Source organism: Phyllobacterium sp. UNC302MFCol5.2 (genome assembly GCF_000686005.1).
GTDB lineage: Bacteria > Pseudomonadota > Alphaproteobacteria > Rhizobiales > Rhizobiaceae > Phyllobacterium > Phyllobacterium pellucidum.
The window spans coordinates 105994-129386 of the sequence record NZ_JMLL01000016.1 but is presented as its reverse complement, the minus strand read 5'-3'; the positions used below and the strand labels follow the sequence as shown (position 1 = coordinate 129386).

29 protein-coding genes are annotated in these 23393 nt (G+C 60.3%); 21 read left to right on the top strand and 8 right to left on the bottom strand.

Annotated elements, in window-relative coordinates:
- Nucleotides 1–15: 15 nt before the first annotated feature.
- The 6 genes from flhB to motA are packed head-to-tail and all read right to left on the bottom strand — an operon-like array spanning nt 16 to nt 4753.
- The gene (flhB, locus tag BR48_RS0120945; protein ID WP_027233098.1) at nt 16–1080 is read right to left on the bottom strand and encodes a flagellar biosynthesis protein FlhB; all 1065 of its coding nucleotides are present in this window, start codon (nt 1078–1080) and stop codon (nt 16–18) included.
- 14 nt (nt 1081–1094) lie between these two features.
- Nucleotides 1095–2123: a flagellar motor switch protein FliG gene (locus BR48_RS0120940; RefSeq protein WP_027233097.1), complete on the bottom strand. Its 1029-nt coding sequence runs from the start codon at nt 2121–2123 to the stop codon at nt 1095–1097.
- A 5-nt stretch (nt 2124–2128) separates the two neighbouring features.
- Nucleotides 2129–2479, bottom strand: coding sequence for a flagellar motor switch protein FliN (gene fliN, locus BR48_RS0120935; protein ID WP_036815168.1), 351 nt, complete (start codon nt 2477–2479; stop codon nt 2129–2131).
- A 22-nt stretch (nt 2480–2501) separates the two neighbouring features.
- A complete protein-coding gene (locus BR48_RS0120930) occupies nt 2502–2954 on the bottom strand; it encodes a hypothetical protein (RefSeq protein ID WP_027233095.1) in 453 nt (150 codons plus the stop codon).
- The gene (locus BR48_RS0120925; protein WP_027233094.1) at nt 2935–3873 is read right to left on the bottom strand and encodes a FliM/FliN family flagellar motor switch protein; all 939 of its coding nucleotides are present in this window, start codon (nt 3871–3873) and stop codon (nt 2935–2937) included. The genes BR48_RS0120930 and BR48_RS0120925 overlap by 20 nt, the downstream gene beginning before the upstream one ends.
- 7 nt (nt 3874–3880) lie before the next feature.
- Entirely contained in the window at nt 3881–4753 is an 873-nt protein-coding gene (motA, locus tag BR48_RS0120920; protein ID WP_027233093.1) for a flagellar motor stator protein MotA, read from the bottom strand.
- 142 nt (nt 4754–4895) lie between these two features.
- Between motA and BR48_RS0120915 the strand changes: the two genes are divergently transcribed.
- The 15 genes from BR48_RS0120915 (at nt 4896) to BR48_RS0120845 (ending at nt 15632) form a co-directional block, all read left to right on the top strand.
- On the top strand, nt 4896–5678 hold the full coding sequence (locus tag BR48_RS0120915) for a DUF1217 domain-containing protein (protein ID WP_027233092.1): 783 nt from the start codon (nt 4896–4898) through the stop codon (nt 5676–5678).
- Entirely contained in the window at nt 5675–6400 is a 726-nt protein-coding gene (flgF, locus tag BR48_RS0120910) for a flagellar basal-body rod protein FlgF (RefSeq protein WP_091925073.1), read from the top strand. The genes BR48_RS0120915 and flgF overlap by 4 nt, the downstream gene beginning before the upstream one ends.
- 30 nt (nt 6401–6430) lie before the next feature.
- Entirely contained in the window at nt 6431–7804 is a 1374-nt protein-coding gene (gene fliI, locus BR48_RS0120905; RefSeq protein ID WP_027233090.1) for a flagellar protein export ATPase FliI, read from the top strand.
- Nucleotides 7801–8376 carry a hypothetical protein gene (locus BR48_RS26370; RefSeq protein ID WP_051615319.1) on the top strand — a complete coding sequence of 192 codons (576 nt, stop codon included), beginning with the start codon at nt 7801–7803 and terminating at the stop codon, nt 8374–8376. The genes fliI and BR48_RS26370 overlap by 4 nt, the downstream gene beginning before the upstream one ends.
- 109 nt (nt 8377–8485) lie before the next feature.
- Nucleotides 8486–8866: a flagellar basal body rod protein FlgB gene (flgB, locus tag BR48_RS0120895; protein WP_027233088.1), complete on the top strand. Its 381-nt coding sequence runs from the start codon at nt 8486–8488 to the stop codon at nt 8864–8866.
- 4 nt (nt 8867–8870) lie between these two features.
- Nucleotides 8871–9290, top strand: a complete 420-nt coding sequence (gene flgC / locus BR48_RS0120890) for a flagellar basal body rod protein FlgC (protein ID WP_027233087.1) — start codon at nt 8871–8873, stop codon at nt 9288–9290.
- Nucleotides 9290–9622 carry a flagellar hook-basal body complex protein FliE gene (locus BR48_RS0120885; RefSeq protein WP_027233086.1) on the top strand — a complete coding sequence of 111 codons (333 nt, stop codon included), beginning with the start codon at nt 9290–9292 and terminating at the stop codon, nt 9620–9622. Before flgC ends, BR48_RS0120885 begins: the two co-directional genes overlap by 1 nt.
- Nucleotides 9623–9672: 50 nt before the next feature.
- On the top strand, nt 9673–10464 hold the full coding sequence (flgG, locus tag BR48_RS0120880; RefSeq protein ID WP_027233085.1) for a flagellar basal-body rod protein FlgG: 792 nt from the start codon (nt 9673–9675) through the stop codon (nt 10462–10464).
- 71 nt (nt 10465–10535) lie between these two features.
- Nucleotides 10536–10955 (top strand): flagellar basal body P-ring formation chaperone FlgA, encoded by a 420-nt coding sequence (gene flgA, locus BR48_RS0120875; protein ID WP_051615341.1) that lies wholly within the window; start codon nt 10536–10538, stop codon nt 10953–10955.
- A complete protein-coding gene (locus BR48_RS0120870) occupies nt 10955–12169 on the top strand; it encodes a flagellar basal body P-ring protein FlgI (protein WP_027233083.1) in 1215 nt (404 codons plus the stop codon). Before flgA ends, BR48_RS0120870 begins: the two co-directional genes overlap by 1 nt.
- On the top strand, nt 12166–12693 hold the full coding sequence (locus tag BR48_RS25180) for a MotE family protein (RefSeq protein ID WP_348625702.1): 528 nt from the start codon (nt 12166–12168) through the stop codon (nt 12691–12693). Before BR48_RS0120870 ends, BR48_RS25180 begins: the two co-directional genes overlap by 4 nt.
- On the top strand, nt 12690–13403 hold the full coding sequence (gene flgH / locus BR48_RS0120860) for a flagellar basal body L-ring protein FlgH (protein WP_027233082.1): 714 nt from the start codon (nt 12690–12692) through the stop codon (nt 13401–13403). The genes BR48_RS25180 and flgH overlap by 4 nt, the downstream gene beginning before the upstream one ends.
- 12 nt (nt 13404–13415) lie before the next feature.
- Nucleotides 13416–13904: a flagellar basal body-associated FliL family protein gene (locus BR48_RS0120855; RefSeq protein WP_027233081.1), complete on the top strand. Its 489-nt coding sequence runs from the start codon at nt 13416–13418 to the stop codon at nt 13902–13904.
- Nucleotides 13901–14638 carry a flagellar type III secretion system pore protein FliP gene (fliP, locus tag BR48_RS0120850; protein WP_027233080.1) on the top strand — a complete coding sequence of 246 codons (738 nt, stop codon included), beginning with the start codon at nt 13901–13903 and terminating at the stop codon, nt 14636–14638. The genes BR48_RS0120855 and fliP overlap by 4 nt, the downstream gene beginning before the upstream one ends.
- Before the next feature lie 211 nt (nt 14639–14849).
- A complete protein-coding gene (locus BR48_RS0120845; protein WP_027233079.1) occupies nt 14850–15632 on the top strand; it encodes a flagellin in 783 nt (260 codons plus the stop codon).
- A 71-nt stretch (nt 15633–15703) separates the two neighbouring features.
- Here the strand turns inward: BR48_RS0120845 and BR48_RS0120840 are convergent, their stop codons facing one another.
- Both BR48_RS0120840 and BR48_RS0120835 read right to left on the bottom strand, forming a co-directional pair.
- Nucleotides 15704–16054 (bottom strand): ribbon-helix-helix domain-containing protein, encoded by a 351-nt coding sequence (locus BR48_RS0120840; RefSeq protein ID WP_027233078.1) that lies wholly within the window; start codon nt 16052–16054, stop codon nt 15704–15706.
- Between the two features lie 43 nt (nt 16055–16097).
- Nucleotides 16098–16667 (bottom strand): DJ-1/PfpI family protein, encoded by a 570-nt coding sequence (locus BR48_RS0120835; protein WP_027233077.1) that lies wholly within the window; start codon nt 16665–16667, stop codon nt 16098–16100.
- Nucleotides 16668–16836: 169 nt separating this feature from the next.
- Between BR48_RS0120835 and fliF the strand changes: the two genes are divergently transcribed.
- Genes fliF through BR48_RS0120805 form a run of 6 tightly spaced genes read left to right on the top strand, consistent with a single transcriptional unit; the run spans nt 16837 to nt 23351 of the window.
- Nucleotides 16837–18483, top strand: a complete 1647-nt coding sequence (gene fliF / locus BR48_RS0120830) for a flagellar basal-body MS-ring/collar protein FliF (protein WP_027233076.1) — start codon at nt 16837–16839, stop codon at nt 18481–18483.
- A 1-nt stretch (nt 18484) separates the two neighbouring features.
- Entirely contained in the window at nt 18485–19141 is a 657-nt protein-coding gene (locus tag BR48_RS25605) for a hypothetical protein (RefSeq protein WP_051615316.1), read from the top strand.
- A complete protein-coding gene (locus BR48_RS0120820) occupies nt 19138–20379 on the top strand; it encodes a MotB family protein (protein ID WP_027233075.1) in 1242 nt (413 codons plus the stop codon). The genes BR48_RS25605 and BR48_RS0120820 overlap by 4 nt, the downstream gene beginning before the upstream one ends.
- Complete coding sequence (locus BR48_RS25170; RefSeq protein WP_051615314.1) at nt 20376–21599, top strand: hypothetical protein; 1224 nt, start codon at nt 20376–20378, stop codon at nt 21597–21599. The genes BR48_RS0120820 and BR48_RS25170 overlap by 4 nt, the downstream gene beginning before the upstream one ends.
- Nucleotides 21596–22819 carry a flagellar hook-length control protein FliK gene (locus tag BR48_RS0120810; RefSeq protein WP_027233074.1) on the top strand — a complete coding sequence of 408 codons (1224 nt, stop codon included), beginning with the start codon at nt 21596–21598 and terminating at the stop codon, nt 22817–22819. Before BR48_RS25170 ends, BR48_RS0120810 begins: the two co-directional genes overlap by 4 nt.
- Nucleotides 22752–23351, top strand: a complete 600-nt coding sequence (locus BR48_RS0120805) for a transglycosylase SLT domain-containing protein (protein ID WP_027233073.1) — start codon at nt 22752–22754, stop codon at nt 23349–23351. The genes BR48_RS0120810 and BR48_RS0120805 overlap by 68 nt, the downstream gene beginning before the upstream one ends.
- The last annotated feature ends 42 nt before the right edge of the window (nt 23352–23393 follow it).

Here is a 23393-nt window from a genome sequence, read left to right as displayed (position 1 = left end):
TAACGGTCTGGGCAATTATTTTCGACGTGCATTAACGAACTGAATGAGCTCGGCAACTGCTTTGTAAAATTCCGGAGCAATTACACTGTTGACCTGGACCTGTTTATACAACGCCCGTGCCAACTGGACATTCTCAAAGATCGGTACCCCATTTGCTTCGGCGATCTCCCGGATCTTCAGCGCAATAATGTCCTGACCCTTGGCCACGACCACCGGCGCTGAATCCTTTGCCGGAACATAGCGCAATGCAACTGAGAAGTGTGTCGGATTTGCGACGATCAGCGTTGCACCCGGGACCGAAGCGATCATACGCTGGCGTGCCCGGTCACGACCCAGCGAGCGGAGCCGGGACTTGACGAGGGGGTCACCCTCCGCCTGCTTGTGCTCGTCCTTCACTTCCTGTCGCGTCATCCGCAGTTCGCTGCGCCAATGGATACGGGTCCATGCCAGATCGAAGGCGGCCAGAACGGTTACAGCGATGGCGACAGACGAAAGCAGGCGAACAATGTGAGTCCGGATAAGTTCCGGCAGGGCATTCGGCTCGGTAATGATGGCATCGACGAAAAAATGGCTGTCTTCAAAGAAGATCATGAAGACGATCACACTGGCTGCTACGAACTTCACCGTCGATTTCAGAAACTCGACCTGTCCGGCAGTGCCAAAAACGCGCGACCAGCCCTTGGCGAGCGATATTCGCGACAATTGCGGCTCGATTCGATCGAAGACGATGCGCGGCGCGTTCTGCAGAACAGACGCAAGGATGCCGGCGCCGGGCACGATGATAAGGACCGGCAGCAGCGCCAACGCCACTGCAGCGCCGACAATTCCGAACAGCTGCCGCGCATCGTCGGCGCTCGTAAGCCGCCAGTCATCCGATTTGTCGAGCAGTTCGGATAGAACCGCGGTCAGTTTCATGCCACCTGGAACCGCGACAAAAACCGTGAGGATGAGAAAGGCAACGATCGATGCAAAGATCGGCACTTCGCGCGAAAAGGGAAGATTTCCTTTTTCGACGGCATCGCTGATCTTCTTTTCAGTCGCTTCCTCGGTTTTGCTGTCTTTATCGGCGCCGTCCGACATGGGCTATCCACGTCTCACGATGCCGGCTCTTCCACGTCGAGCTTGAGGTTGCCGCGCTCCGCGAGACTGATCGCGGTGCGGGCGATAACCCGGCGCGCTTCGGTGACGGCACTTGTGTTGACGTTCGATTGGTTCGAAAGCTCCGTTTCGACCATGCGGCGGCCGCGGGTCGAGAGCGACTGCAGGATGAGTTCCTGCAGATGCGGGTCGCACCCGTGCAGCGCCGTGGTAACGACATCGGTCTGGATCTCGTCGAAGAGCACAAGCCGGGCCCGCTGCGACAGCCGCGCGATATCCTCGAAGGTGAAGAGCTTTGCCTTGATCTTGGCAAGGTCGTCCGCGCCAAGGTCCGAAAGACCGGCAAGGATTTCCTCGACATCCGACTTGTCGAGCTGATTGATGATGTTGGCGATGGCGCCATGATGACTCTTTTCCGAGCTCGTATTCTCCTTGCCGGTCACCTCCTGCTGCAGGACACCTTCGAGCATGGTCGAGATGGCAGGCGTGACCTTCCGAATGTGCAAGGTCCGCTGAATAATGGCGCTGCGTTCTGCCGCAGCAAACCGGATGAGCAACTTTGCCGCGACGTCCGAGGGCAGGCGTGAAATGACGTAGGCGGAGACCTGCGGATGCTGCGCCATAAGATAGCTTTGGAGCACATCCGCCGGAACGCGCGGAAGCTGGTCCCAGACCGATTCCTGCGTGATGAGTTCGGGGCGCCGATTTTCAATGACCGCGCTCGCATCCTCGGCGGATAGCGTATCGCGCAAGAGACCCTCGAAGCGCATGCCGGCTTCCGAAACCGGCGCGCCGTCGGCGAAAGCATTCTCGAATTCCTTGACCAGTTCCTCAAAGTCGCCGGGCGTAATCGGCTCCAGCTTGCGGGCATGGCCGGCGAGCGACCTGAGGTCATCGGCAGTAAAATGCTTCAAAAGCCGCGATGCGGACGGCCGTCCGATCGCCACTAGCAATGCAGCAACCTTCTCCGGACCGCTGAGGTCATGGATGGCGCTTGCCGCTTCGGATGATTCCTGATCGCTCATTCGGCTCAGGCACCGCTGCCGATGACTTCGGTGAGGCTGACGCCAAAGCGGGACGAATCGTCTTCGAGGACGATGACCTCACCGCGCGCGATGACGCGGCCGTTGACGACGATGTCGACTGGATCGCCGATCTGCTTGTCGAGCGTCACCACGGCGCCGCGGCCGAGCTTCATAAGATTTGCAACTGGCATGGAGGTGCTGCCGAGCACGACCTGAACGTCGACAGGTATACCCATGATGAGATCGATATTGGGTTTTGCGCCCGCCTGTTTGCGAGGCTGCGAGTCATCGCGCTTCAATTCCTCGATCGCTTCGTTGAGCTCGTCTTCGATCGAATTCCTGTCGTGGGGGGCCATGATCTATTTATCCCGATGAAGGTTAGAGGACGACGCTTGCGACATCTGCGCTGCGAACGATGCGGTTGACAAAGACCGGAAGGATTTTTGCCGGAATTTCGGGCTGTGCCGGGGCTGATGCCGCCTTTGCAGCAGTAAAGGAAGGCTGTACCGAGACCGCCGGGGTGCGGACGCCATCCTTCAGATCCGACTTGGCGCGCTCGACGAGATCGATGGCCCGGGTAATTTCGGAACGGACGCGATCGGAATCGCGCAGGCGCGCTTCGAGGCGCACGCTTTCGTCGCGGCAGGTCTCGCGTTCCGCCTGGAGGATCGCCAGGGCCTGTTGCAGGTTGGCGGCTGAACTGGCCACCTGGTGGGCCACGATCCGGCTCATCGCGTTGAGGCGATTTGCCTTGCGCAGCGCCGCCAGGAAAACCACAAGCGAGACGGCGGTCAGCACGATCGAGACGAGATTAGCCAGCGGCAAGCTCATCAAGGAGATCCTCTTCTTCATTGATGGGGTCGGTGATCCGGACCGTGAATGCGCTGCCAGCCTTGCCGAGACGGCACTTGTAGAGTGCCTGGTGGCCGCTGCGCAGCCGGACCTGGTCGATCGCATCCTTGGGCAGTTGCAGTATCTGGCCCGGCTTCAGGAGCGCGAGTTGCTCGAGCGTCATCGACCCTTGCTGGAGATAGGCCTCCACATCGATGTGGGCGCGGCTGACTTCGAGCCGCAGCTTCTTCGCCCATGCCGGGTCGGAATGATGGGCCGGTTGCCGCAGCATGCGGGCGATGGCGTCCTGCATGGGCTTGAAGCTCGACCGCGGCAGGAGGATCAGTATTTGCCCGGAGCGACCGGCTGACTTCAATGTGACAGCGCAGCAAATCATGCGGGTTTCAGAAATCGTGTTTGGCGCGAGATGAGCCGGCTCGACCAGATCGCCGACTTGGAACAGCCCCTCGGCACCTGCGGCAAACATATGGTCGAGCGATGCCGTTACATCCGCAAAGACCTGTCGGGCGATGATGAGGTCCACCGACGTGAGCGGACGAGCGGCGCTCCCGGTTCCGGCACTCGTTCCCGAGCCGAAAAGCGCTTCGATCCCACAATCGACAAAGCTGCGGTCCGCAGCGAGGACGACGTGGGAGCCCCATTTCGATACCGGCACCATCCCGACAAGACCGGATTGCGCGAGCGTGTTCGTGATCGCGTCTTTCTCCAGGGTCCTGACGCCAGCGAGCTCAGCGGTAACAGGCACCTCGGTCTGTGCGGCAAACCGCGCGCCGAACGATGCCGCGAGTTCTCGGAAGACGGTCTCCAGCGATTTGAGGTCATCGACCGACATTCCGGCGGCGCGAAGAATGCTCTCGGCGAGGACGTCAGGTCGTTTGGTTTCCGCTTCGGCTTCCATGATCACCCTATGCTGCCTGCTGCATCGGCGCCGGGGACAACGTCTCCTGCTCGACCACATCGATCGACGGACGGTCATAGGCCGAGATTGTCTTGCGTCCGTATTCGAGCGCGATCTGGGGCAGGGCCCCGTTCATGTAGGCAAGCAGCGTCTGCTTCACGATCATGTAGAGGCGGTTCTGCTTCTCGCGCGTTGTCTTGATCTTCGTTGCGATCGGACCGACGACACCGTAGGAAAGGAATATGCCGGCAAAGGTGCCGACCAACGCGGCGCCGATCAAATGGCCGAGAATTTCCGGCGATTCATTGAGCGCGCCCATCGCCTTGATGACCCCGAGCACGGCGGCGACGATGCCGAGCGCCGGCAGGCCTTCCGATACGGCGACCATGGCGTTGTATGGCTTCAGCTTGTCGCGGGCGATCGTGTGGAGTTCTTCATCCATGAGCGCTTCGATCTCATGTGACCGGGCATTGCCGATGATAATGAGGCGGCAGTAGTCGCAGATGAAGTTCGTCAGGTCGTGATTCTTCAGCACGCTCGGAAACGCCTGAAAGATCGGCGATTCCGTTGGATTGTCGATGTGAACTTCGACTTCGTTGCGCGATTTCGCGCGCAGTTCGCGCATCAATGCGTAGAGCACGCCGAGGACGTCCAGATAATCGCGTTGTTTGGGGATCTTGTTGGTGAACGCTTCCATGCAGGCGCGGCCCGTATCCTTGACCGCCGAAAACGGATTGGCAACGAGGAAGGTGCCGAAGGCGGAGCCGCCGATGATGACGAATTCCCATGGCTGCATAAGAACGGCAACATGTCCGCCCATGGCGATAAATCCGCCAAGCAGGCACCCCATCGTCACAACCAGTCCAATAAGAATACCCAAGTCACTCTCCCGCAGGTTTGCCAGCGAAGCCAAGAGCTAGCAGTTGCGGCTTGTGTGAACCTTGCAGGATTGGAGGGACGGCGCGGACAGCTTCAGGCAAGCTTGGTCTGCGACACATGCGCAAACCCTTCGGGAAAGGCGCATCATGAACACTTTGACGAGCTACACCCTGATCGCTAAGGATTTGCCGCGGTCACTTGCCCGTGTATCTGCAGAACCCGCGGTCAAGCGCGACAGCGAGTACTACCTGAAGAACATCCAGAACGTGAAATCCGTCGACGATTTCATGAAGGACACGCGGCTCTACAATTTTGCATTGAAGTCATTCGGCCTTGGTGACATGGCCTATGCCAAGGCGTTCATCCGCAAGGTGTTGACCGAGGGCATCGACAGCAACGAGGCTTTCGCCAACAAACTCAATGACGGGCGCTACAAGGAGCTTGCGACCGCGTTCAACTTCGTGAAGTACGGCGACAAGGCCACGAGCCAGCCAGGAACGCTGCAGCCGATCGTCGACAAATATGTCCGCCAGACACTCGAGGTGGAGACTGGCCAACAGAATGAGGGGGTTCGGCTGGCGCTCTATTTCGCCCGAAAGGCGCCCGCGATTACCAACTCCTACGAGATTCTTGGCGACAAAGCGCTGCTTGAGGTCTTTCAGACCACTTTCTCGATCCCTGCGCAGACATCCGGCATGGACATCGACCGCCAGGCCAAGATGGTCGAGGACAAGCTGAACCTGGCGGACCTCAAGGACCCCGCCAAGCTCGCCAAGCTGATCACGCGCTTCACCGCGATGTATGAGATGAAAAACCCTTCGACCTCGACCAGCATACCGTCGCTGCTCGTCGGCGGTTCCACGCAGATCGGCATCGCCGACAGCATCCTGACAACGCTGCAGTCGTTCAAGCTTGGTGGCCGCTGATGGAAAATTCGATCTATGTCGGCCTGTCTTCGCAAATCTCGCTTGAACGGCGCATGGACGCGCTGGCACACAATGTCGCGAACATGTCGACGCCAGGCTTTCGCGCCACCGGCATGAAATTCGACGTCATGGTTTCGAAGGCGGCCGAGAATTCGAGCTTCGTCAGCGCCGGCGAGAGCTTCATCAAGACCGAGGCAGGGCCGATTACCCAGACCGGCAATCCGCTCGACGTCGCTGCCAAAGGCAATGTGTGGTTTTCCCTGCAATCCCCCGCCGGACAGGTTTTCACCCGCGACGGGCGCATGCAGATGTCGACAACCGGCGAACTCCTGTCGGTCAAGGGCTACCCAATTCTCGATGCCGGCGGCCAGCCGCTGACCATTGATCCCAATGGTGGCCCGCCGCAGATTTCGCCTTCCGGAACAGTTACCCAAAACGGCCGCCAGCTTGGCGTGATCGGACTGTTCACGATCGATCCAAATGCGAAGCTCACTTACTTCGACAATTCAGCTGTCATTCCAAGTGTTGCGGCGCAGCCTGCGATCGACAATCCGGATGCTGGTGTCATCCAGGGCGCTATCGAGGGGTCAAACGTCGACGCCATCAGCGAAATGACGCGCCTGATGAATGTCTCCCGCGCCTTTGAACGCGTCGATGCGCTGCTGCGTGGTAGCGAGAATACGTTCAAGGATGCTGTCAGGACCCTGGGGTCCAGCACATGAGCCATTTCCCTGGCGCCCGATAGCTAGCTCATGCACGCACTCGAAGACGCACTTCAGACCATAGCTGAGCGAAAGGGCAATCTCGACGCGCTGGCCCGCCTGATTTCAAAGGCGACAGGCGAACGCGCCGCGGCGACCGGCGGCTACGTCGAGGATGTCTCCCGCTCGGCGATCGGCGTGCGCGGCATTTCCGACAGCACGCAGTTGGGCGACATGGTGATGATCCGGACCACCGAAGGTTTGCACCCGGCGGAAGTCGTCCGCCTCGAACAGAAGCGCGTGCTGATCAAGCCATTCGATGACCGCATCGTGCCTTCGCTCGGAACGCCGGTCTTTCCGGAGGGACAACTGCGCCTGTCGCCAGCGGCAAGCTGGAAGGGCAGGGTCATCAACGCACTTGGGGAACCGCTTGACGGCAAGGGGCTGCTCGCAGCGGGGATCGAACCCGTGCCTGTCGATCGCGCAGCGCCGATGGCCATGGAGCGCGGCCGCGTCGAAAAGGGCCTGCGCTGCGGCGTTAACGTCGTCGACGTCTTCGTCCCGATGTGCTTCGGGCAGCGCATGGGTATCTTCGCCGGCTCCGGCGTCGGCAAATCGACATTGCTCGCCATGATGACCCGGGCCGCCGACTTCGACACAGTCGTCCTCGCCCTTACCGGCGAACGTGGCCGCGAAGTACGCGACATGCTCGAAGACACGATGGCGGGCAAGCTCGACAAGACGATTGCGGTTGTCTCGACGGGCGACGAAAGCCCGATGATGCGGCGGCTTGCGCCAAACACCGCGACGGCCATCGCCGAGTATTTCCGCGATCACGGTGACAATGTTCTGCTTATCGTCGATTCGATTACCCGCTTCGCCCATGCCGCACGCGAGATCGCGATTGCGGCCGGCGAACCCCCGGTTTCGCGTGGTTATCCGCCGAGCGTGTTCAGCCAGTTGCCGCGCCTGCTCGAGCGGGCCGGACCGGGGCTCGATGGCGAAGGCACGATCACAGGCATCTATGCGGTCCTTGTGGACGGAGATGACCATAATGATCCTGTTGCCGATGCAATCCGCGGCACGCTTGACGGGCATATCGTGCTCGACCGCGCCATTGCCGCGCAGGGGCGGTTTCCCGCAGTCGATATCCTGAGTTCGATTTCGCGCCTCGCGCAGCACAACTGGACACCCGAACAGGCAAAGCTTGCGACCAGCCTGCGCGGTCTGATCGCGCGGTTCGAGGAAACGCGCGACCTGCGCATGATCGGTGCCTACCAGGCAGGCAACGATCCGCATATCGATCAGGCCGTCACACTGGTTCCGCTCATTTACAATGCCATGCAGCAGACTCCGGCATCGCCACTGTCGATCGATCCCTATAGCGATCTCGCCGCCGCGCTGAGACCAAAGGAGCCATCATGAAGCCCAGCGACACGAAGCGTCCAGCGTCAGGCAAGGCAGACGCGATTGACCCGCCGCCAGTGCCCGTCCGTGACAAGCGATTCGACGGCTACCTGAAGGGCGCCGGCATCGTGCTCGCCACGATCTGCGCCGTCCTCCCCTTCGTCATGTATTACGACATCCTCGATGCGCGCCCAAAGCCGCTTGCTTCCGGAATAACGGTGCGTGACCCCCTCAATCGGACCAATCAAAAGGTTGTAAGGGAAACACACGGCAATCGCGGCTCGGCACAGGCGCAAACCGGAGAAGGCGTCGATGCGATGACCACGGCCACGACGGCGGAACTCACGGGTGACAGGCTCAAGCAGATCGAGGAGGCGAGCAAGCAGCCTTTCCCCGGCAAACCGGTATTCCTGCTGCGCGAGGTTGTAGGCGGCCTGGTGATGATCGAGGACGAAAGCGGCTACTGGTTCGTCGAAAAAGGCTCGCCTTTGCCGGATGGAAGCACGCTTGTCGCCATCGAGCGCGGCGCCGATCCGGGCAGTTTCTCGATCAAGACCTCCGATGGCGACGTCATCACCCGAACCAACTGACTCGAGCCAACGACACAAGTTCCGAAGCTGGCTCGGGCCGCAAGTCTCACGCAAGTTTGGCAGCGTAGGTTTAAGCAAAGATTAAGCGCTTCTGACGTGCGAGGAAGACATGCAGGGAATCCATCTGTTCGAACTGGCATCGCGTCAGGCCGAATGGCTGTCGGTGCGGCAAGCGGCCGTTGCCGGCAACGTTGCCAACGCCAACACGCCCGGCTTCAAGGCGCGGGACGTCGAACCGTTCAAGGACGTGCTGCAGCAGACGCAGTTGACGATGGCTGCGACCAATCCGAAACACCTCGAAATCGACGCGTCCGGAATTGCAGCAACCACCATGCGCAAGGATGCGGTTGCCGAGCAGAACCACTCGAAAAACACCGTCAGCCTCGAAAGCGAGATGGTGAAATCCGGTGAGGTCAACCGACAGTTTGCGCTCAACACCAGCATCGTGAAGGCGTTTCACCGAATGATGCTGTCTTCGGTAAAGAGCTAAGCCGATGTCCGATCCGCTACAGGCCGCCCTCAAAGTTGCCGCTTCCGGTCTCAACGCCCAATCGACGCGACTGCGCATCGTTTCGGAAAACCTTGCCAATGCCCAGTCGACGGCCAAGACAGCCGGCGGCGACCCTTACCGCCGCAAGACCGTATCGTTCGCCACCGAACTCGATCGAAGCACCGGCGTCGAAACCGTACGTATTGCCGAGGTCGGCAAGGACACCTCCGAGTTCGTCGAAGAGTACGATCCCAGCCACCCGGCCGCAGATTCGCGCGGCTACGTCAAATATCCGAACGTCAGCATGGTCGTCGAAATGGCGGACATGCGCGAGGCGAACCGTTCCTATGAAGCCAATCTCCAGGTGGTCAAGCAAGCACGCGAACTCATTGCCATGACCGTCGACCTCTTGAGGAATTCCTGATGATCGATCAACTTCTCAGTGTTTCCACCCGCAACGCTCTTTCGAAACTGACCGAGACGGTGAGCCAGGGAACCGGCGGGGCGTCTCAGGTTCAGCCCGCAGCCACCACCGGCGGGCCTTCCTTCGACAACGTTCTCTCGCAGCTCGCCGGATCGGTCAGCGGCAAGCTCGAAAATGCCGAGGCGATGTCAATGAAGAGCATGACCGGCGACGTGCCGACGCGTGATGTAGTCAACGCCGTCATGGATGCCGAGCAGTCGCTCCAGACGGCGATCGCCATCCGCGACAAGATCGTCCAGGCCTATCTCGAAATCAGCCGCATGCCGATCTAGGCACATCAACGGAACTTGGCCGACATGGCCGGAAGGGCATTAGAAATTCCATGAAAGCGCTCACGATCGCTGCGACCGGCATGAATGCCCAACAGCTGAACCTGGAAGTGATTGCCAACAACATCGCCAATATCAACACGACCGGTTACAAGCGCGCCAAGGCAGAGTTCTCGGACCTGCTCTATCAGGCCGAACGCAGCGCTGGCGTGCCGAATGCCTCGAACCAGAGCGTCGTTCCGGAAGGCGCCATGGTCGGCCTCGGCGTGCAGACATCTGCCGTCCGCAACCTGCATATCCAGGGCGCGCTGAATCAGACCGGCAATCCCTTCGACGTCGCCATGGTCGGCCGCGGCTGGTTTCAAATCCAGAACGCCGCTGGCGAAACGCTCTACAGCCGCGCCGGCGCGTTCAACACGAATGATACGGGACAGCTCGTGACACTCGACGGGAACCTCGTCGAACCTAATATCGTCGTCCCGACCGATGCGGTCGAGGTGAAGATCACGGATACCGGGCAGGTCTTTGCCAAGATGGCCGACCAGACGCAGCTCGTGAACCTCGGCCAGCTGCAGATCGCCAATTTCGCCAACGAAGCCGGCCTCGAACCGCTCGGGGACAATCTCTTCCGCCAGACCGATGCTTCCGGCGACGCCGTGGTTGGCGTTCCGGGCGATCCCGGCTTCGGTACGCTCAAGCAGGGTTATCTCGAGAGCTCGAATGTCGATCCGGTCAAGGAGATCACGGATCTCATTACCGCACAGCGCGCCTACGAGATGAACTCCAAGGTCATCCAGGCCGCCGATGAAATGGCATCGGTCGTCTCGAAGAATCTTGGCGGCTGAGGATAATCATGACGACAGCAGGACGCACATTCGCAAACATCGCAGTCGGCATCGCGCTCGCGCTATGGGCCATGGTCCATGCCACCGGCGCCATGGCCGAGCGTATTGCGTTCATCGTGCCGTCGCAGATTATCTACCCCGGCCAGACCATCGGCAATGAGGGTCTGTCCGAAAAGATCTTCAGCATCAAGGCCAGCGCTGCCGGCAATTACGTGCTCCACGTCAATCAGCTCGTCGGCAAGGTTGCGCGACGGACGCTGCTGCCGGGGCAGCCTATCCTGGTGACCGCCGTCAACGAGCCCGACCTTATCCAGCGCGGCGTTGCGGTCCCTCTGGTCTACAACACCGGCTCTCTCGTCATCAGCGCAAAGGGCGTGGCGATGGAGCCCGGCCATGCGGGCGATTTCGTCAAGGTACGCAACGTCGACAGCGGCATCATCGTGACCGGCACGATACTAGCCGACGGCTCGATTCAGGTCGGGATGCAATAATGCGGCTTCTCGCCTTACTCCTTGCCTTCATTCTTACCGGGACGATTGCGGCCAATGCTGGCGAGTCCAATGACAAAGGCTATAAAACCCCTGCCGAAGCCAACGCTGCCTGGCGCCGCGCCGAGAACGAAGCCGAGCGCTGGGGCAGTGCCGCGTCGCCGCTGGGCGAGGGCGGTGCGATCGCACGCCTCAAGGACATCGCCAATATCCAGGGCGTCCGCGAGAACCAGCTTGTCGGCTATGGTCTTGTCATCGGCCTCAATGGTACTGGCGACAGCCTGCGCAATGCGCCGTTCACCGAACAGTCGATGCGCGCCATGCTCGACAACCTTGGCATCAGTCCGCCTCCCGGAGCCTCGCGCGTCAAGAATATCGCGGCCGTCATCGTCACAGCAAACCTCCCGCCCTTCGCCGGGCGCGGTTCGCGTATCGACGTCACGGTGTCGTCGCTCGGCGATGCCACTTCGCTCGCCGGGGGCACACTGGTCATGACGGCCCTTGCCGCCGCGGACGGGCAGAACTATGCCGTTGCGCAAGGCAATCTCGTCGTTTCCGGCTTTTCCGCATCGGGCGATGCGGCGAGCCTGACACAGGGCGTTCCGACCAGCAGCCGCATCCCAAACGGCGCCCTTGTTGAAAAGGAAGTCACCGGCAACTTCGGCCAGGACGAATTGGTGGTTGAGCTGCGTGAGGCAGACTTTACGACCGCCGTCCGCATCACCGACACGATCAATGCTTTCGCCAAGCGCCGCTACAAGCAGCCGGTCGCCAAGGAGCGGGATTCGAAATCGATCCGCCTGCGCAAGCCGAAAGACATCTCGGCCACCCGCTTCGTCGCCGAGATCGAAGGTCTCCCCGTACCGACGGACGAGGTTGCACGCGTAGTCGTCGACGAGCGTACCGGCACCGTCGTGATCGGCGAAAAGGTGCGCATCTCGCGTGTCGCCATCAGCCACGGCAGCCTTTCGGTGCGCGTTACGGAAACGCCGATGGTCGTCCAGCCTGAGCCCTTCAGCGATGGCGTGACCGCGGTCGAGCCCAATACCGATATCCAGGCAACGCAAACGTCCAATATCGGCGTTCTCGGTGGAACTGATCTCGAAAGTCTCGTCAAGGGGTTGAACCAGATCGGCGTGAAGCCTCAGGGCATCATCGCCATCCTGCAGGGTATCAAGACGGCGGGCGCCCTGCATGCGGAACTGGTGGTGCAATGAGTTACGCCTGGACGCCTTCGGGTAGAGCCTATCGAGCCCTCTTCGGGATGATTCTAGGCGCGGCATTGAGCTTTGCCGGGGTGGCAGGCGCCCAGGATGCAGGGCACGAGGATGCCACGCAGGAGATCGACCGCTATTGCACCAACATCAACGACAAGGCCGCCGATGCGCGCTACGCCATGCAAACGCGCGAACTTCAGCAACTGCGCGCCGATGTCGATAGCCGCATCCAGGAACTCGAAGCCAAGCGTCAGGAATATGAAGTTTGGCTGAAGCGCCGCGATGAATTCGTCGACAAGGCCGAAGATTCGCTCGTCGGCATCATTTCAAAGATGCGCCCAGATGCCGCCGCTGCGCAAATGGCGCTGCTCGGCGATGAAGCGGCAGCGGCGCTGTTGCTCAAGCTCAATCCGCGCGTATCGAGCGTCATACTCAACGAGATGCCGCCCGATAAGGCCTCCAAGCTCGCGCGTGTCATTGTCGGATCGCGCGTCGTTTCACAAAAAGAAAGAACCGCCCAATGAAAAAAGCGGCCTCCTTCATCTTGGTCGCCAGCCTTATGGGCCTTGCCGGCTGCGCCAATAATTTCCGCGATCTCAACCGGGCGCCAGCCATGTCGCCGGTGGGAGCAGGCGTCGGCCAGACTTTCAGCGTCACCGATCCCGCCTATTATCCGACGCAGCCGAAGCCGCAGCAATATTCGCTCTGGCAAGACCGCCAGGCGGGATTCTTCCGCGATCCGCGCGCGGCCAATCCCGGCGACGTGCTCACGGTCATCATCAGGCTCGACGAGGAAGCGAAGTTCGACAACAAGTCGAATCGTTCGCGCGCCTCCTCGCAAGTCTACGGCGCAACGGCCGATATCAGCGGCAGCGGGATTTCGGGCGGCGACATCAGCGGCAATCTCGACCTGAACTCGGATACGAAATCGAAGGGCGAGGGCAAGATCGAGCGTTCTGAAAAGATCGACCTGCGCGTCGCCGCGATCGTCACCAACATCCTGCCGAACGGCAATATGGTGATCCAGGGATCGCAGGAAGTCCGCGTGAACTACGAGTTGCGTATCCTCAACGTCGCCGGCGTCGTGCGGCCGCGAGACATCTCGGGTTCCAATACGATCTCCTATGACAAGATTGCGGAGGCGCGCATCTCCTACGGAGGCCGCGGACGGCAAAGCGAAGTGCAGCAGCCGCCATGGGGACAGCAGGTCCTTGACACCGTTGCACCATTCTAAAGGTCGAAACCGATGAGCGCCGTCGCCGAAGAAACCACACCACCACCAAAGGGTCCATCATTGGTAGCCCTGATCGGCGTTGTCGTCATCCTGACCCTCATAGCTGCCGGCGGCGGATGGTTCCTTGGCGGCAAGCTTGGACTCGCGAAAGACGAGGCGGCGGAGACGGCTACCGAAACCAGTCGCAAGCCTGCCGCGGAGGACATGCCGCTTGGAACGGTCGTGCCGCTGAAGCCTATCCTCACCAATGTGAAAATTCCGCAGAATGTCTGGTTGCGGCTTGAAGCCGGCGTTGTGGCGCGGCCGGGCGAGAAAATTCCGGACGAGCTTGCCGCGACGATCACCGGCGATTTCATGGCGTTTCTGCGCACGGTCAACCTCATGCAGCTTCGTGGGCCGGCCGGGCTCGAATATCTGCGCACGGACCTTGAAGAGCGAGCGAAAATGCGCTCCGAGGGCAAGATCGAAAAAGTCTATATCTGGGCGCTGGTGATGGAATGAAAATACGTCTGCTGACGCCACTGCTGGTCCTCGCACTCGGCGGGACCGCCATGGCCCAAACGCCATCGATCCTCGAAGGGCTCCTGCCGCCCGGCAGCGCCTCGACAAGTGGCCAGATCATCCAGATGCTGGCGGTGCTCACGGTCTTGTCGATTGCGCCAGGCCTCCTGATCATGGTGACCAGCTTCACCCGCTTTGCCATTGCATTTTCCCTACTTCGTGCAGGCCTTGGTCTGCAGACCACACCGGCAAATCTGGTGATGATCAGCCTTGCGCTGTTCATGACCTTTTACGTCATGGCTCCCGTGTTCGATCGCGCGTGGCAGAATGGTGTCCAGCCGCTCGTCAACAACCAGATCACCCAGGATGTCGCGATGAATGAAATCACGACGCCGTTTCGTGAATTCATGCTCCGGCAGGTACGCGACAAGGATCTCCGCCTGTTCGAAGACCTCGCCGACGAATCATTTCGCACCAAGGCCGCCGGCGTCGTCGATTTGCGCATTCTCATCCCGGCATTCATGATTTCCGAATTGCGTCGCGGGTTTGAAATCGGCTTTCTGATTGTTTTGCCATTCCTTGTCATCGACCTCATCGTGGCAACGTTGACCATGTCGATGGGCATGATGATGCTGCCGCCGACAGTGCTCTCCCTGCCGTTCAAGATCCTGTTTTTCGTGCTGATCGACGGATGGAACATCCTGGTCGGGAGCCTGATCCGCTCCTATACGTGACGCGTCAGTTAGCCGGCGAAATTCCTTTCGCCGGCGGAATTTTCATATTAGATAAAATCCATAGGACCTTGTTATTAAAACGGTAATACATTAGACGTACTGATCACAATATGGCGGGTTGCCTTCAGGGCAATAGGCATCAGGCCGCTCCGTCACACCGGTGAAAACCCGGTATGTCCCCTTTTTTGTATCTCATCAGGGACCTACTTCCATGACCAGCATTCTTACCAATGCGTCGGCAATGACGGCGCTGCAGACGCTTAACACAACGAACAAGAATCTTGCTACGACGCAGGACCGTATCGCTACGGGCCAGCGCGTCGCCCAGGCTTCTGACAATGCCGCCTATTGGTCGATCGCGACCGGCATGCGCACCCAGAACACGGCTTTGTCCGCAGTCAAGGACGGCCTCGGTCTCGGCGCTTCGATCGTCGATACGGCTTACACGTCCCTCAACAGCGCTATCGATCTCGCTCAGAAGATTCAGGCAAAGTATGTCGCCAAGGAAACGCCGGGCACCGACGGCACCGTTATTGACGCCGACATTGCCCAGTTCAAGGCTCAGATCGTCGAAATGGCCAAGGGCGCAACCTTCCAGGGCGTCAATCTGCTTGCTACCGGTGGCACCGCACAGAGCATCGTGACGGGATATACATCCGGTACCGGCGTCACCACCATGTCCGTTGCCGCTTTCGACCTCGAAGCTGCCTTGACGTCTGCAACGACCTCGTCGGCTGTTGAAACTGCAATCGGCACGATGAAGGACGCAGCTGCCGCTTTGGGTTCTGCCAAGACCCGCATCGACACGCAGCAGGCTTTCACTGACAACCTGATGGACGCCATCGATCGCGGCGTCGGCCAGCTCGTCGATGCCGACATGAACAAGGAATCGGCTCGTCTGTCGGCTCTCCAGGTTCAGCAGCAGCTCGGCGTACAGGCTCTCTCGATTGCAAACTCGAGCAACCAGAGCATCCTGTCGCTCTTCCGCGGCTAATCGGATAAATAATATCGTTACAAGAAATTTGCCCCGGACTTCAAATCCGGGGCTTTTTCGTTTTGCTAACCTCAGTGATATTTTTCGCGTTCACGGCCAAGGATCGCTCGGGCATTGAGACCCGCAATCGGCTGCGCCAGATCCCTAGGTATATCCCCCGACAGCTGCAGATCGAGATAGCGCGCGCAGCAGACGCGAAGGAACGACGTGAAGTTGCCGAGATCATGACCGGCGTCAATCGACTCATGATGCAGCCGCGTAATGAGTTGCACGACGTTCATTCCGTCACGCCGTGCGATTTCCTCCAGTTTAGACCAGAAGAAATTCTCGAGCCGCACGCTGGTGACCATACCGTCGATTCGCAGCGAGCGCGTCGTGCTTTCCCATAGACGCGCATCCGCCTTGATGAACAATTCACACATGCTGCCTCCCAAACCCGCAAACACCCATTGAGCTTAGCAGCGCTTACGCGTTGAGCACAGCCATGAACTGCTGCAACCAGGCAGGGTGGGCCGGCCAAGCTGGGGCGGTTACGAGCTTGCCATCGGTAACGGCATCGTTGATGGCGATCTCCGCAAACTTTGCGCCGGCGAGTTCGACTTCGGGGCGGCATGCGGGATAGGCCGAGCATTTGCGCCCCTCGATTACCCCTGCTGCGGCAAGAAGCTGGGCGCCATGGCAGATCGCGGCAACCGGCTTGTCGGCGTCGAAGAAGTGGCGGACGGCCTTGATCACGTTCGGATCGAGCCGAAGATATTCCGGCGCCCGTCCGCCGGGAATGACAAGCGCATCGTAATCCTCGGGACGGATCTCGGCGAACGTTGCGTTGAGTGCGAAGTTGTGGCCGCGTTTTTCGGAGTAGGTCTGGTCGCCTTCGAAATCGTGAATGGCCGTTGCGACCGTGTCGCCGGCCTTTTTCCCCGGACAGACCGCATGCACCGTGTGGCCGCAGGCAAGCAGTGTCTGAAACGGCACCATCGTCTCGTAATCTTCTGTATAGTCACCGGTAATCATAAGGATCTTGGCGCTTGGCATGTTTTTCCTCCCAAGGTTTCAACGAAGGAAAGCCTAGCAAATGCAGATCGCCTATCGGTACTAGCCGGATACTACGGGAGAATTTTCATCGGTACATGGTGACGCGCGGCTCTAACTTCGCGCAAGCTTCGACCTCTATGGTTCGGTTACGGGATCGTGGTGGGAATCGATGGAAAAGAATATCAGGCACACATTTGAGCAGCTGTTTGCAGCGCTGAAGAAGCTCGGGGCGCGGCGGCTCATTGCCCTTGGCATCGTTGGTGTGACGCTGTTCAGCGTAATTCTCGTGTCGAGTTTCTACCTCAATCGTCCCCAGTACGAGACGCTTTATGTCGGCCTCAGCCGCGATGATGTGAACCGAATGGGCATGGCGCTCGGCGAGGCCGGCATCCCCTTCGACGTGAAATCCGACGGCACCTCGATTCTCGTTCCCTTCGGCAAGGCCGACCAGGCCCGCATGTACCTGGCGGAAAAAGGTCTGCCCACCAGCAACAATGCCGGCTATGAACTCTTCGACAATATGGGCTCGCTGGGTCTTACGTCGTTCATGCAGGAAATTACGCGCGTACGGGCGCTTGAAGGCGAGATTTCCCGCACGATCCAGGCAATCCGCGGCATCAAGGCGGCGCGCGTTCATATCGTTCTTCCAGAGAAAGGAAGTTTCCGCCGCGGTGATCAGGCGCCATCCGCCTCGGTCGTCATCCGCACCGAGGGCGACTTTGCGATCGAATCCGCCCAATCGATCCGCCAGCTTGTGGCCGCCGCGGTGCCGCAACTGACCGCCGCCGAAGTGACCATCCTTGATACCAATGGCCGCCTCCTCGCTTCCAAGGACGACGGAACGAGCGCCGGTGCGGTCATGTCGGCGACCCTTGAACAGAATGTTTCCACCTCCGTCGATGAAAACATTCGCAAGGCGCTTGCCCCCTATCTCGGCGTCGGACACTTCCAGACGAGCGTCCAGGTGGCGCTCGATACAGACAAGCGACAGACCAATGAGACGGTATTTGATCCGGAGTCCCGGGTTGAACGCTCGGTTCGGGTCGTCCGTGAGAGCGGCGATTCGCAGAACTCGACCAGCGATAATGCCACGGGTGTCGAACAGAACATCCCGCAAGAACAGATCGCCAGCAAGAACGGAGACAGTTCGTCTGAAAAGACCGACAAGCGCGAGGAATTGACGAATTACGAGCTGAACTCGAAAACCGTATCGACCACCAGCGACAGCTACCAGATCAAGCGGCTGTCGATCGCGGTCGTCATCGATCAGGCGCGCCTTCTGCAAACGGCTGGCGCGACGCCGCCGCCGGCCAATTTCGTCGACCAGCAGATCGCCAAGATCACCGAGCTTGTAGCAACGGCGGCGGGCCTCGATCAGAAGCGCGGCGACGTCATCAACGTCACCGCCGTCAATTTCATGGAAACGACCGACGAGCAACTGCAGCCGACCTCGACGCCTATATCGGAAATGGTCTTCCGCCAGGCCGGCAGCTTCGTCAACGCGGCTGCGCTCATCGCCGCTGTTGCCCTCATTCTATGGCTTGGCGTCCGGCCCTTGATGCGCGAAATGGGCAAGGCCGCGGAGGTCCCGCAAATTGCCGGCGTGTCAGAGCTTGCTGTCCCGAATGTTGCAATGGCAGCAAATCTTCCTGCCGTCGCGCCCGCTCGCTCCGAGCAAAGCATGCCCTATGACGATCTGAGCGAACTCAGGCGCCGCATGCGCGTTCCTGCCCAGAATCGTCTCGAACAGATGATCGACATGGACGAGGAACGGGTTGCGGCGATTTTGAAGCAATGGGTCCACGAGGCCGCCTGAGATGAGCGCACGATCCCTCGCCAGCGTTCTTACCGATTTTACCCCGAAACGGGTGCCGCCAGATCGCGTGACGGTTTTCACCAGCGTTCGCGAGCGAGCAGCTACGCTTGACGAGGTCATCGAGCCGGCCGAGGAAATCGTCGACATCATCGACTACGAACTCAAGGTGAAGGAAGCCTTCGCAGCCGGGCGGGAGTCAGGTCAGGCGGAAGCGGCGGTACTTTTCGAAGCCGAGAAAGTCCGGCTGGAGCGCGAGTTCCAGGAACAACTCGCCGCTGCGGATGCCGCCTTTCTTGCCGATACTGGCGCGCGCCTTGCCGCGCAACTTGCCGATGGCTTGTCAGGCATTGCTGCAGATCTTTCCGGTTCCCTTGCGGCTGCGCTCACTCCTCTCGTCGAGGCGAACCTGCGTGAACGGGCGATCGGTGGTTTTGTCGGTGAACTCGAGCGCCTTACAAAAGGGCTCGAAGGCGTTCTTATCGACGTAACCGGGCCTCGCTACCTGCTTGACGCGCTACGCACGCGGCCGGAGATCGATCCGATCCGATTTACGTTCCGCGAGGCAAACCAATCCGAGCTAACGATGAAACTCGATGATGTCGTGATCGAAACACGCCTCGGCCACCTGATCGACGCGTTGAAGGACCAAACCCGATGAACATCGACCCTGAAACGCATCGCGAAATCGTCATCGTCCGGCGCGGTCGCGGCGACGGTGAGGAAGGCCACCATGGCGGCGTCTGGAAGATCGCCTATGCCGACTTCATGACGGCGATGATGGCGTTCTTCCTCGTCATGTGGCTGATCAATGCCGCCAATGAGGAGACGAAGGCCGCCGTTGCCAGCTACTTCAATCCTGTAAAGCTGATGGACCGGCAGGCGCAGCCGAAGGGCATCGAGGAGATCGACAACGAGGAGGGCAAGGTTCGCTTCGAGCGGCCCGAATCCGTCGATCCCATTACCAAGAGCGCCCGCAACGAAAAACAGGTCGAGCCCGTCCCCGAACGTGAGGAGCGGCAGATTTTCAAAGATCCTTATGCGGTTCTCGCCGAGATCGCCACCGACTCCGGCGTTCTCCAGAACCGCTCTGCCAAGGGCGAAGGCGGCTCGAGCCAGGCCGGCCCTTCGACGGGCGCCAAGGGTGGCGACGCCTACCGCGATCCGTTCAATCCAAATTACTGGTCGACCCATGTCGAGGACGACATTTTCCCGCTGACCGATAGCCCCGCCGTCCCGCCGCCTTCGCAGGAGCAAAGGATATCGGCGTCGAATGCCAAGGCCGATGCCGATGCCCAGCAGGCGGCGCTCGAGAAACGCATCGCCGCGGGCGAGGCTAGATCGGCGCCCGATCAGCCGGAGGCCAAGCCTCCCATCACCGCCGAAACACCGGCTGCTCCTTCAAAGGATGAAAAAGCACCGGATGCCGCACAGGTTGAATCGGCGCGGGAGCTTGCCAACGAAATCGCCAAGAAAACCGGTGCGGCCAGCGATGCGAAGGCGCCAGACATCACCGTCGTCGCCAGGAATGACGGCTTGCTGATCCAGCTGACCGACAAGGTCGATTACGGCATGTTCGCGATCGGATCGGCCAAACCCGACAAACGCGTCATCCAGGTAATCGACGAAATCGCCAAGATCATCGGTAAACGCGACGGCGAGGTCGTCATCAGCGGACATACCGACAGCCGGCCATTCAAGAGCGATACCTACGACAACTGGCGGCTCTCATCCGCCCGGGCGCAGATGGCCTATTACATGCTGACCCGCAAGGGCCTCGACGCCAAGCGCGTTCTACGCGTCGAGGGTTACGCTGACCGCGATCCGAAGATCGCATCCGCCCCCTATGCGGCCCAGAACCGGCGTATCGACATCTTCCTGAAGACGGGGTCCAGATGAGGGCAGGGAGCGCGATCCATTGGCTGGTCTTCGGCTTTTTCAGCCTGCCGCTTGCCGGCGCGGCCGCGCAGGTCAATCTGCCGACGCCCGAACCCTATCTCCTCGTGCGCTCCATGCGGATGCTGCAGGATCAGGTCGCGTCGGGCAAACCGGAAGCCTTGCCGATGCTCAATCGGGTGCTCGGCCATATCGCCGAACAGCTGCGGGCGGCGAAACCGGAAGTCTGGCAGAAGCCGGCAAATGCCTATGCGATCTTCGTTTACCTCTTGAACGGCGGTAACCCGGAGGTGGTGCGTGCGATCCTGGCCTCGGCGAAGCTCGACCAGGTTGATCCCAAGCTGGTCGCGGGCTCACTGGCCTATGCTGACGGCGATACGCTGCACTTCGTCGAGAACTTCCAGGAAATTCCGCCAAATGTTCCAAGCGAACTCGTCGCTTCGATCTATCTCGTGACCGCCACCCAGCTTGCCGCCATCGATGCTGGAACAGCGCTGAAGCGTCTGGATTATATCCGGCTCAATGCGCCGGGCACGCTCCTTGAGGAAGCGGCGCTGCGCCGCGGACTGACGATTGCCGCTCGCCTCGGCGACAAGGACAAGGTCAGGCTTCTCGCCCGCAACTACCTGCAGCGTTTTTCCTATTCGCCCTATTCGGAAGATTTCTTCCGCCAGCTCGTCGACGCGTTGATGGAGTTGAAAGATCGCGTCAGCAACGACGAAATCGAAGAGATCGCAGCACTGGCCTGGCCGCGCGCGCGGCTGCCCCTCTACCTGCGGATAGCGCGGGGAGCACTGGTCGCAGGCGATCTTGCACGCGCTCGTTTTGTTTCGGAGCGAGCCGATAAATTGGCGGCCGAACTCAAGACCGACGATACACAGGCCAAGCTCTATCTTGCAGTCAGCAATGTCGGCTCCGACAAGACCGGCGATGCGAAGTTCATGCTGTCGAAGCTGCCGCGCGACCGCCTGCACGAACGCGATGCCAAGCTTCTCGACGCAGCGCTTGCCATGTCGAGCCGGATCTTGGCGCAACCGATTCCCGAACTGGCAGCACCGCCAAAGCCGGCAGCCCGCAGCGCGCCCGTACAAGCCAGTGCGCAGTCCAGCGCGCCAGCGGCGGCCAGCGCAGCGCCGACCACGGATGAGCCAGATCCACTCGTCCTTGAGACACGAAAGAAGCTAGACGCTATTGACGCGCTCCTCGGGAGGACAGGCAAATGACGATTGGAGCCGACATGCCGTTGAAATCGCTGATCGGAGCCCGCATCAAGGACAGCGGCAAAGGCGAATCCCCTATCGAACTGTTGTTGCCGGCGAACGGCAAGGCGGCTCTCGACTTTGAGACCATGGTAAAGGCGACGGCGCCGAAACATCATCGCGGAAAGAGCTGCGAGGTGAAGGAAGGCGTGCGCGATACGCCGGACAAAGAAGCTGAAGCCGAAAACGACGAAGAGACTGGCCCCGCCGCCGGGCAGGGGATGTTCGGCCAGACCATGCTGGCACTCGAGCAATTGCTCCAAACTCAGCAGCAGGCACAGGAACAGTCCCTCGCTACAGCCGACCCGCGTTTTGCGGCCAGCATCGTCGACGACGCAGCGGCGCTGATTGACGGCACGACTTCGGTGAAACCCGTCGGCAAGCCCGCTTCCGAAGCTGCATTGCCTGACAAAGCGGCTGAGACAGGCCCGGCAGCACCCCCGGTGAAGACCGAGGCCGCGCAGCCCCGCAACGGAGAGACTACGCCTGCGGCCCCGCCGCCTTCCGCGCGTCCGGAAGCAGGCGAAGCGAACGTGCAGTCGCCTTCGACGGAACGAAGCGTTACGCGCCTGGCGGAGCCTTCTCCTGCGCCATCGACAAACGCTGCGATGGCGAACGCGAGCGCTGGAGGCCAGTCTGATCTCAGGATCGCAACGCCGTTAACGCCGGCCGCTGCCGCGCCGGTTGCCGGGCGTCCCGGTATCAGCGATGTCCATGTCATTTCCGATCGCAGCACCAGCGCCACGCGGACGCTCGTGATCCAGCTTCAACCCATAGAACTCGGCACTGTGACAGCACGGCTGCGGCTGACGTCCGAAGGCATGCACATTCAGCTGAACGCCGAGAACAATGTGGCGGCCGAGCATCTCGCCCGCGATCATGAGGCCCTCGGCAAGGCACTGAAACTGGCTGGTGTTGGCGACGACAGCTCGTCGATTACGATCGCCGTGATCGACCGGTCGAGCCCGTCTTCGAATGCGCACGGTGGCCAGCTCAATTCCGGCGGGCAGGACGCGCAAGCGGATGCGCGGGCCTATGGGCAGGGACAGGCTGCATCCGGAGGCGCCAAGCAGGGCGGATCGGCGGGCCAGCAATATCCGGGAGACACGAGAGCAGATGAGCGCGAGGAAAAAGCCGGTAAGCCTGGTATTGAAAGCCACGTTTCACGCGGTCTGGTTGTCTAGCCTTCTTGCCATCGCGAACCCCGCATCATCCGAAAACCTCTGCGAGCGCGAAATGCACCGGGCGTCGGGGAAGTATGGCATTCCGCTCGGCATTCTCTATGCCGTCGGCCTCACCGAGACCGGGCATAAGGAATCGCTCCAGCCTTACGCCATGAATATCGACGGCACGCCATACTTCATGCCGTCTGCCGCCGCCGCAGCGGCCAAATTCGCCCAAGCACAGATGCAGGGCGCCAAACTCATCGACCTCGGCTGCATGCAGATCAACCAGCATTATCATGCGGACGCATTTCCCTCCGTCGCCGCAATGCTCGATCCCAAGGCCAATGTCGACTATGCAGCGCGGTTTCTAAAGGGGCTCCGTTCGCGCGAGGGAAGCTGGACTATGGCGGTCGCCCGCTATCACGCCGGGCCCAACAATGATCCCGCCCAGCAATATTATGTCTGCCGCGTGATCGAAAACATGGTGGCCAGTGGCTTCGGTAACTGGACCTCGAAAGCACGCCAGTTCTGCGGCAAGAATCAACCATGACCCGTAACACTTGGTAAGAAAACGTGAATTCCCTTCAAGGGA

Bases quoted from the DNA above. Each gene is read 5' to 3' on its own strand.
- BR48_RS25170 (WP_051615314.1), top strand. From the start codon at position 20,376: ATGAGGGCAGGGAGCGCGATCCATTGGCTGGTCTTCGGCTTTTTCAGC.
- BR48_RS26370 (WP_051615319.1), top strand. From the start codon at position 7,801: ATGAAGCCCAGCGACACGAAGCGTCCAGCGTCAGGCAAGGCAGACGCG.
- fliN (WP_036815168.1), bottom strand. From the start codon at position 2,479: ATGGCCCCCCACGACAGGAATTCGATCGAAGACGAGCTCAACGAAGCG.
- BR48_RS0120925 (WP_027233094.1), bottom strand. From the start codon at position 3,873: ATGGAAGCCGAAGCGGAAACCAAACGACCTGACGTCCTCGCCGAGAGC.
- BR48_RS0120870 (WP_027233083.1), top strand. From the start codon at position 10,955: ATGCGGCTTCTCGCCTTACTCCTTGCCTTCATTCTTACCGGGACGATT.
- flgB (WP_027233088.1), top strand. From the start codon at position 8,486: ATGCAGGGAATCCATCTGTTCGAACTGGCATCGCGTCAGGCCGAATGG.
- flgG (WP_027233085.1), top strand. From the start codon at position 9,673: ATGAAAGCGCTCACGATCGCTGCGACCGGCATGAATGCCCAACAGCTG.
- flhB (WP_027233098.1), bottom strand. From the start codon at position 1,080: ATGTCGGACGGCGCCGATAAAGACAGCAAAACCGAGGAAGCGACTGAA.
- BR48_RS0120885 (WP_027233086.1), top strand. From the start codon at position 9,290: ATGATCGATCAACTTCTCAGTGTTTCCACCCGCAACGCTCTTTCGAAA.
- BR48_RS0120855 (WP_027233081.1), top strand. From the start codon at position 13,416: ATGAGCGCCGTCGCCGAAGAAACCACACCACCACCAAAGGGTCCATCA.
- fliF (WP_027233076.1), top strand. From the start codon at position 16,837: ATGGAAAAGAATATCAGGCACACATTTGAGCAGCTGTTTGCAGCGCTG.
- BR48_RS25605 (WP_051615316.1), top strand. From the start codon at position 18,485: ATGAGCGCACGATCCCTCGCCAGCGTTCTTACCGATTTTACCCCGAAA.
- fliP (WP_027233080.1), top strand. From the start codon at position 13,901: ATGAAAATACGTCTGCTGACGCCACTGCTGGTCCTCGCACTCGGCGGG.
- flgC (WP_027233087.1), top strand. From the start codon at position 8,871: ATGTCCGATCCGCTACAGGCCGCCCTCAAAGTTGCCGCTTCCGGTCTC.
- fliI (WP_027233090.1), top strand. From the start codon at position 6,431: ATGCACGCACTCGAAGACGCACTTCAGACCATAGCTGAGCGAAAGGGC.
- BR48_RS0120810 (WP_027233074.1), top strand. From the start codon at position 21,596: ATGACGATTGGAGCCGACATGCCGTTGAAATCGCTGATCGGAGCCCGC.
- BR48_RS0120930 (WP_027233095.1), bottom strand. From the start codon at position 2,954: ATGAGCTTGCCGCTGGCTAATCTCGTCTCGATCGTGCTGACCGCCGTC.
- BR48_RS0120835 (WP_027233077.1), bottom strand. From the start codon at position 16,667: ATGCCAAGCGCCAAGATCCTTATGATTACCGGTGACTATACAGAAGAT.
- flgH (WP_027233082.1), top strand. From the start codon at position 12,690: ATGAAAAAAGCGGCCTCCTTCATCTTGGTCGCCAGCCTTATGGGCCTT.
- flgA (WP_051615341.1), top strand. From the start codon at position 10,536: ATGGTCCATGCCACCGGCGCCATGGCCGAGCGTATTGCGTTCATCGTG.
- BR48_RS0120845 (WP_027233079.1), top strand. From the start codon at position 14,850: ATGACCAGCATTCTTACCAATGCGTCGGCAATGACGGCGCTGCAGACG.
- BR48_RS0120820 (WP_027233075.1), top strand. From the start codon at position 19,138: ATGAACATCGACCCTGAAACGCATCGCGAAATCGTCATCGTCCGGCGC.
- BR48_RS25180 (WP_348625702.1), top strand. From the start codon at position 12,166: ATGAGTTACGCCTGGACGCCTTCGGGTAGAGCCTATCGAGCCCTCTTC.
- BR48_RS0120805 (WP_027233073.1), top strand. From the start codon at position 22,752: ATGAGCGCGAGGAAAAAGCCGGTAAGCCTGGTATTGAAAGCCACGTTT.
- BR48_RS0120940 (WP_027233097.1), bottom strand. From the start codon at position 2,123: ATGAGCGATCAGGAATCATCCGAAGCGGCAAGCGCCATCCATGACCTC.
- BR48_RS0120840 (WP_027233078.1), bottom strand. From the start codon at position 16,054: ATGTGTGAATTGTTCATCAAGGCGGATGCGCGTCTATGGGAAAGCACG.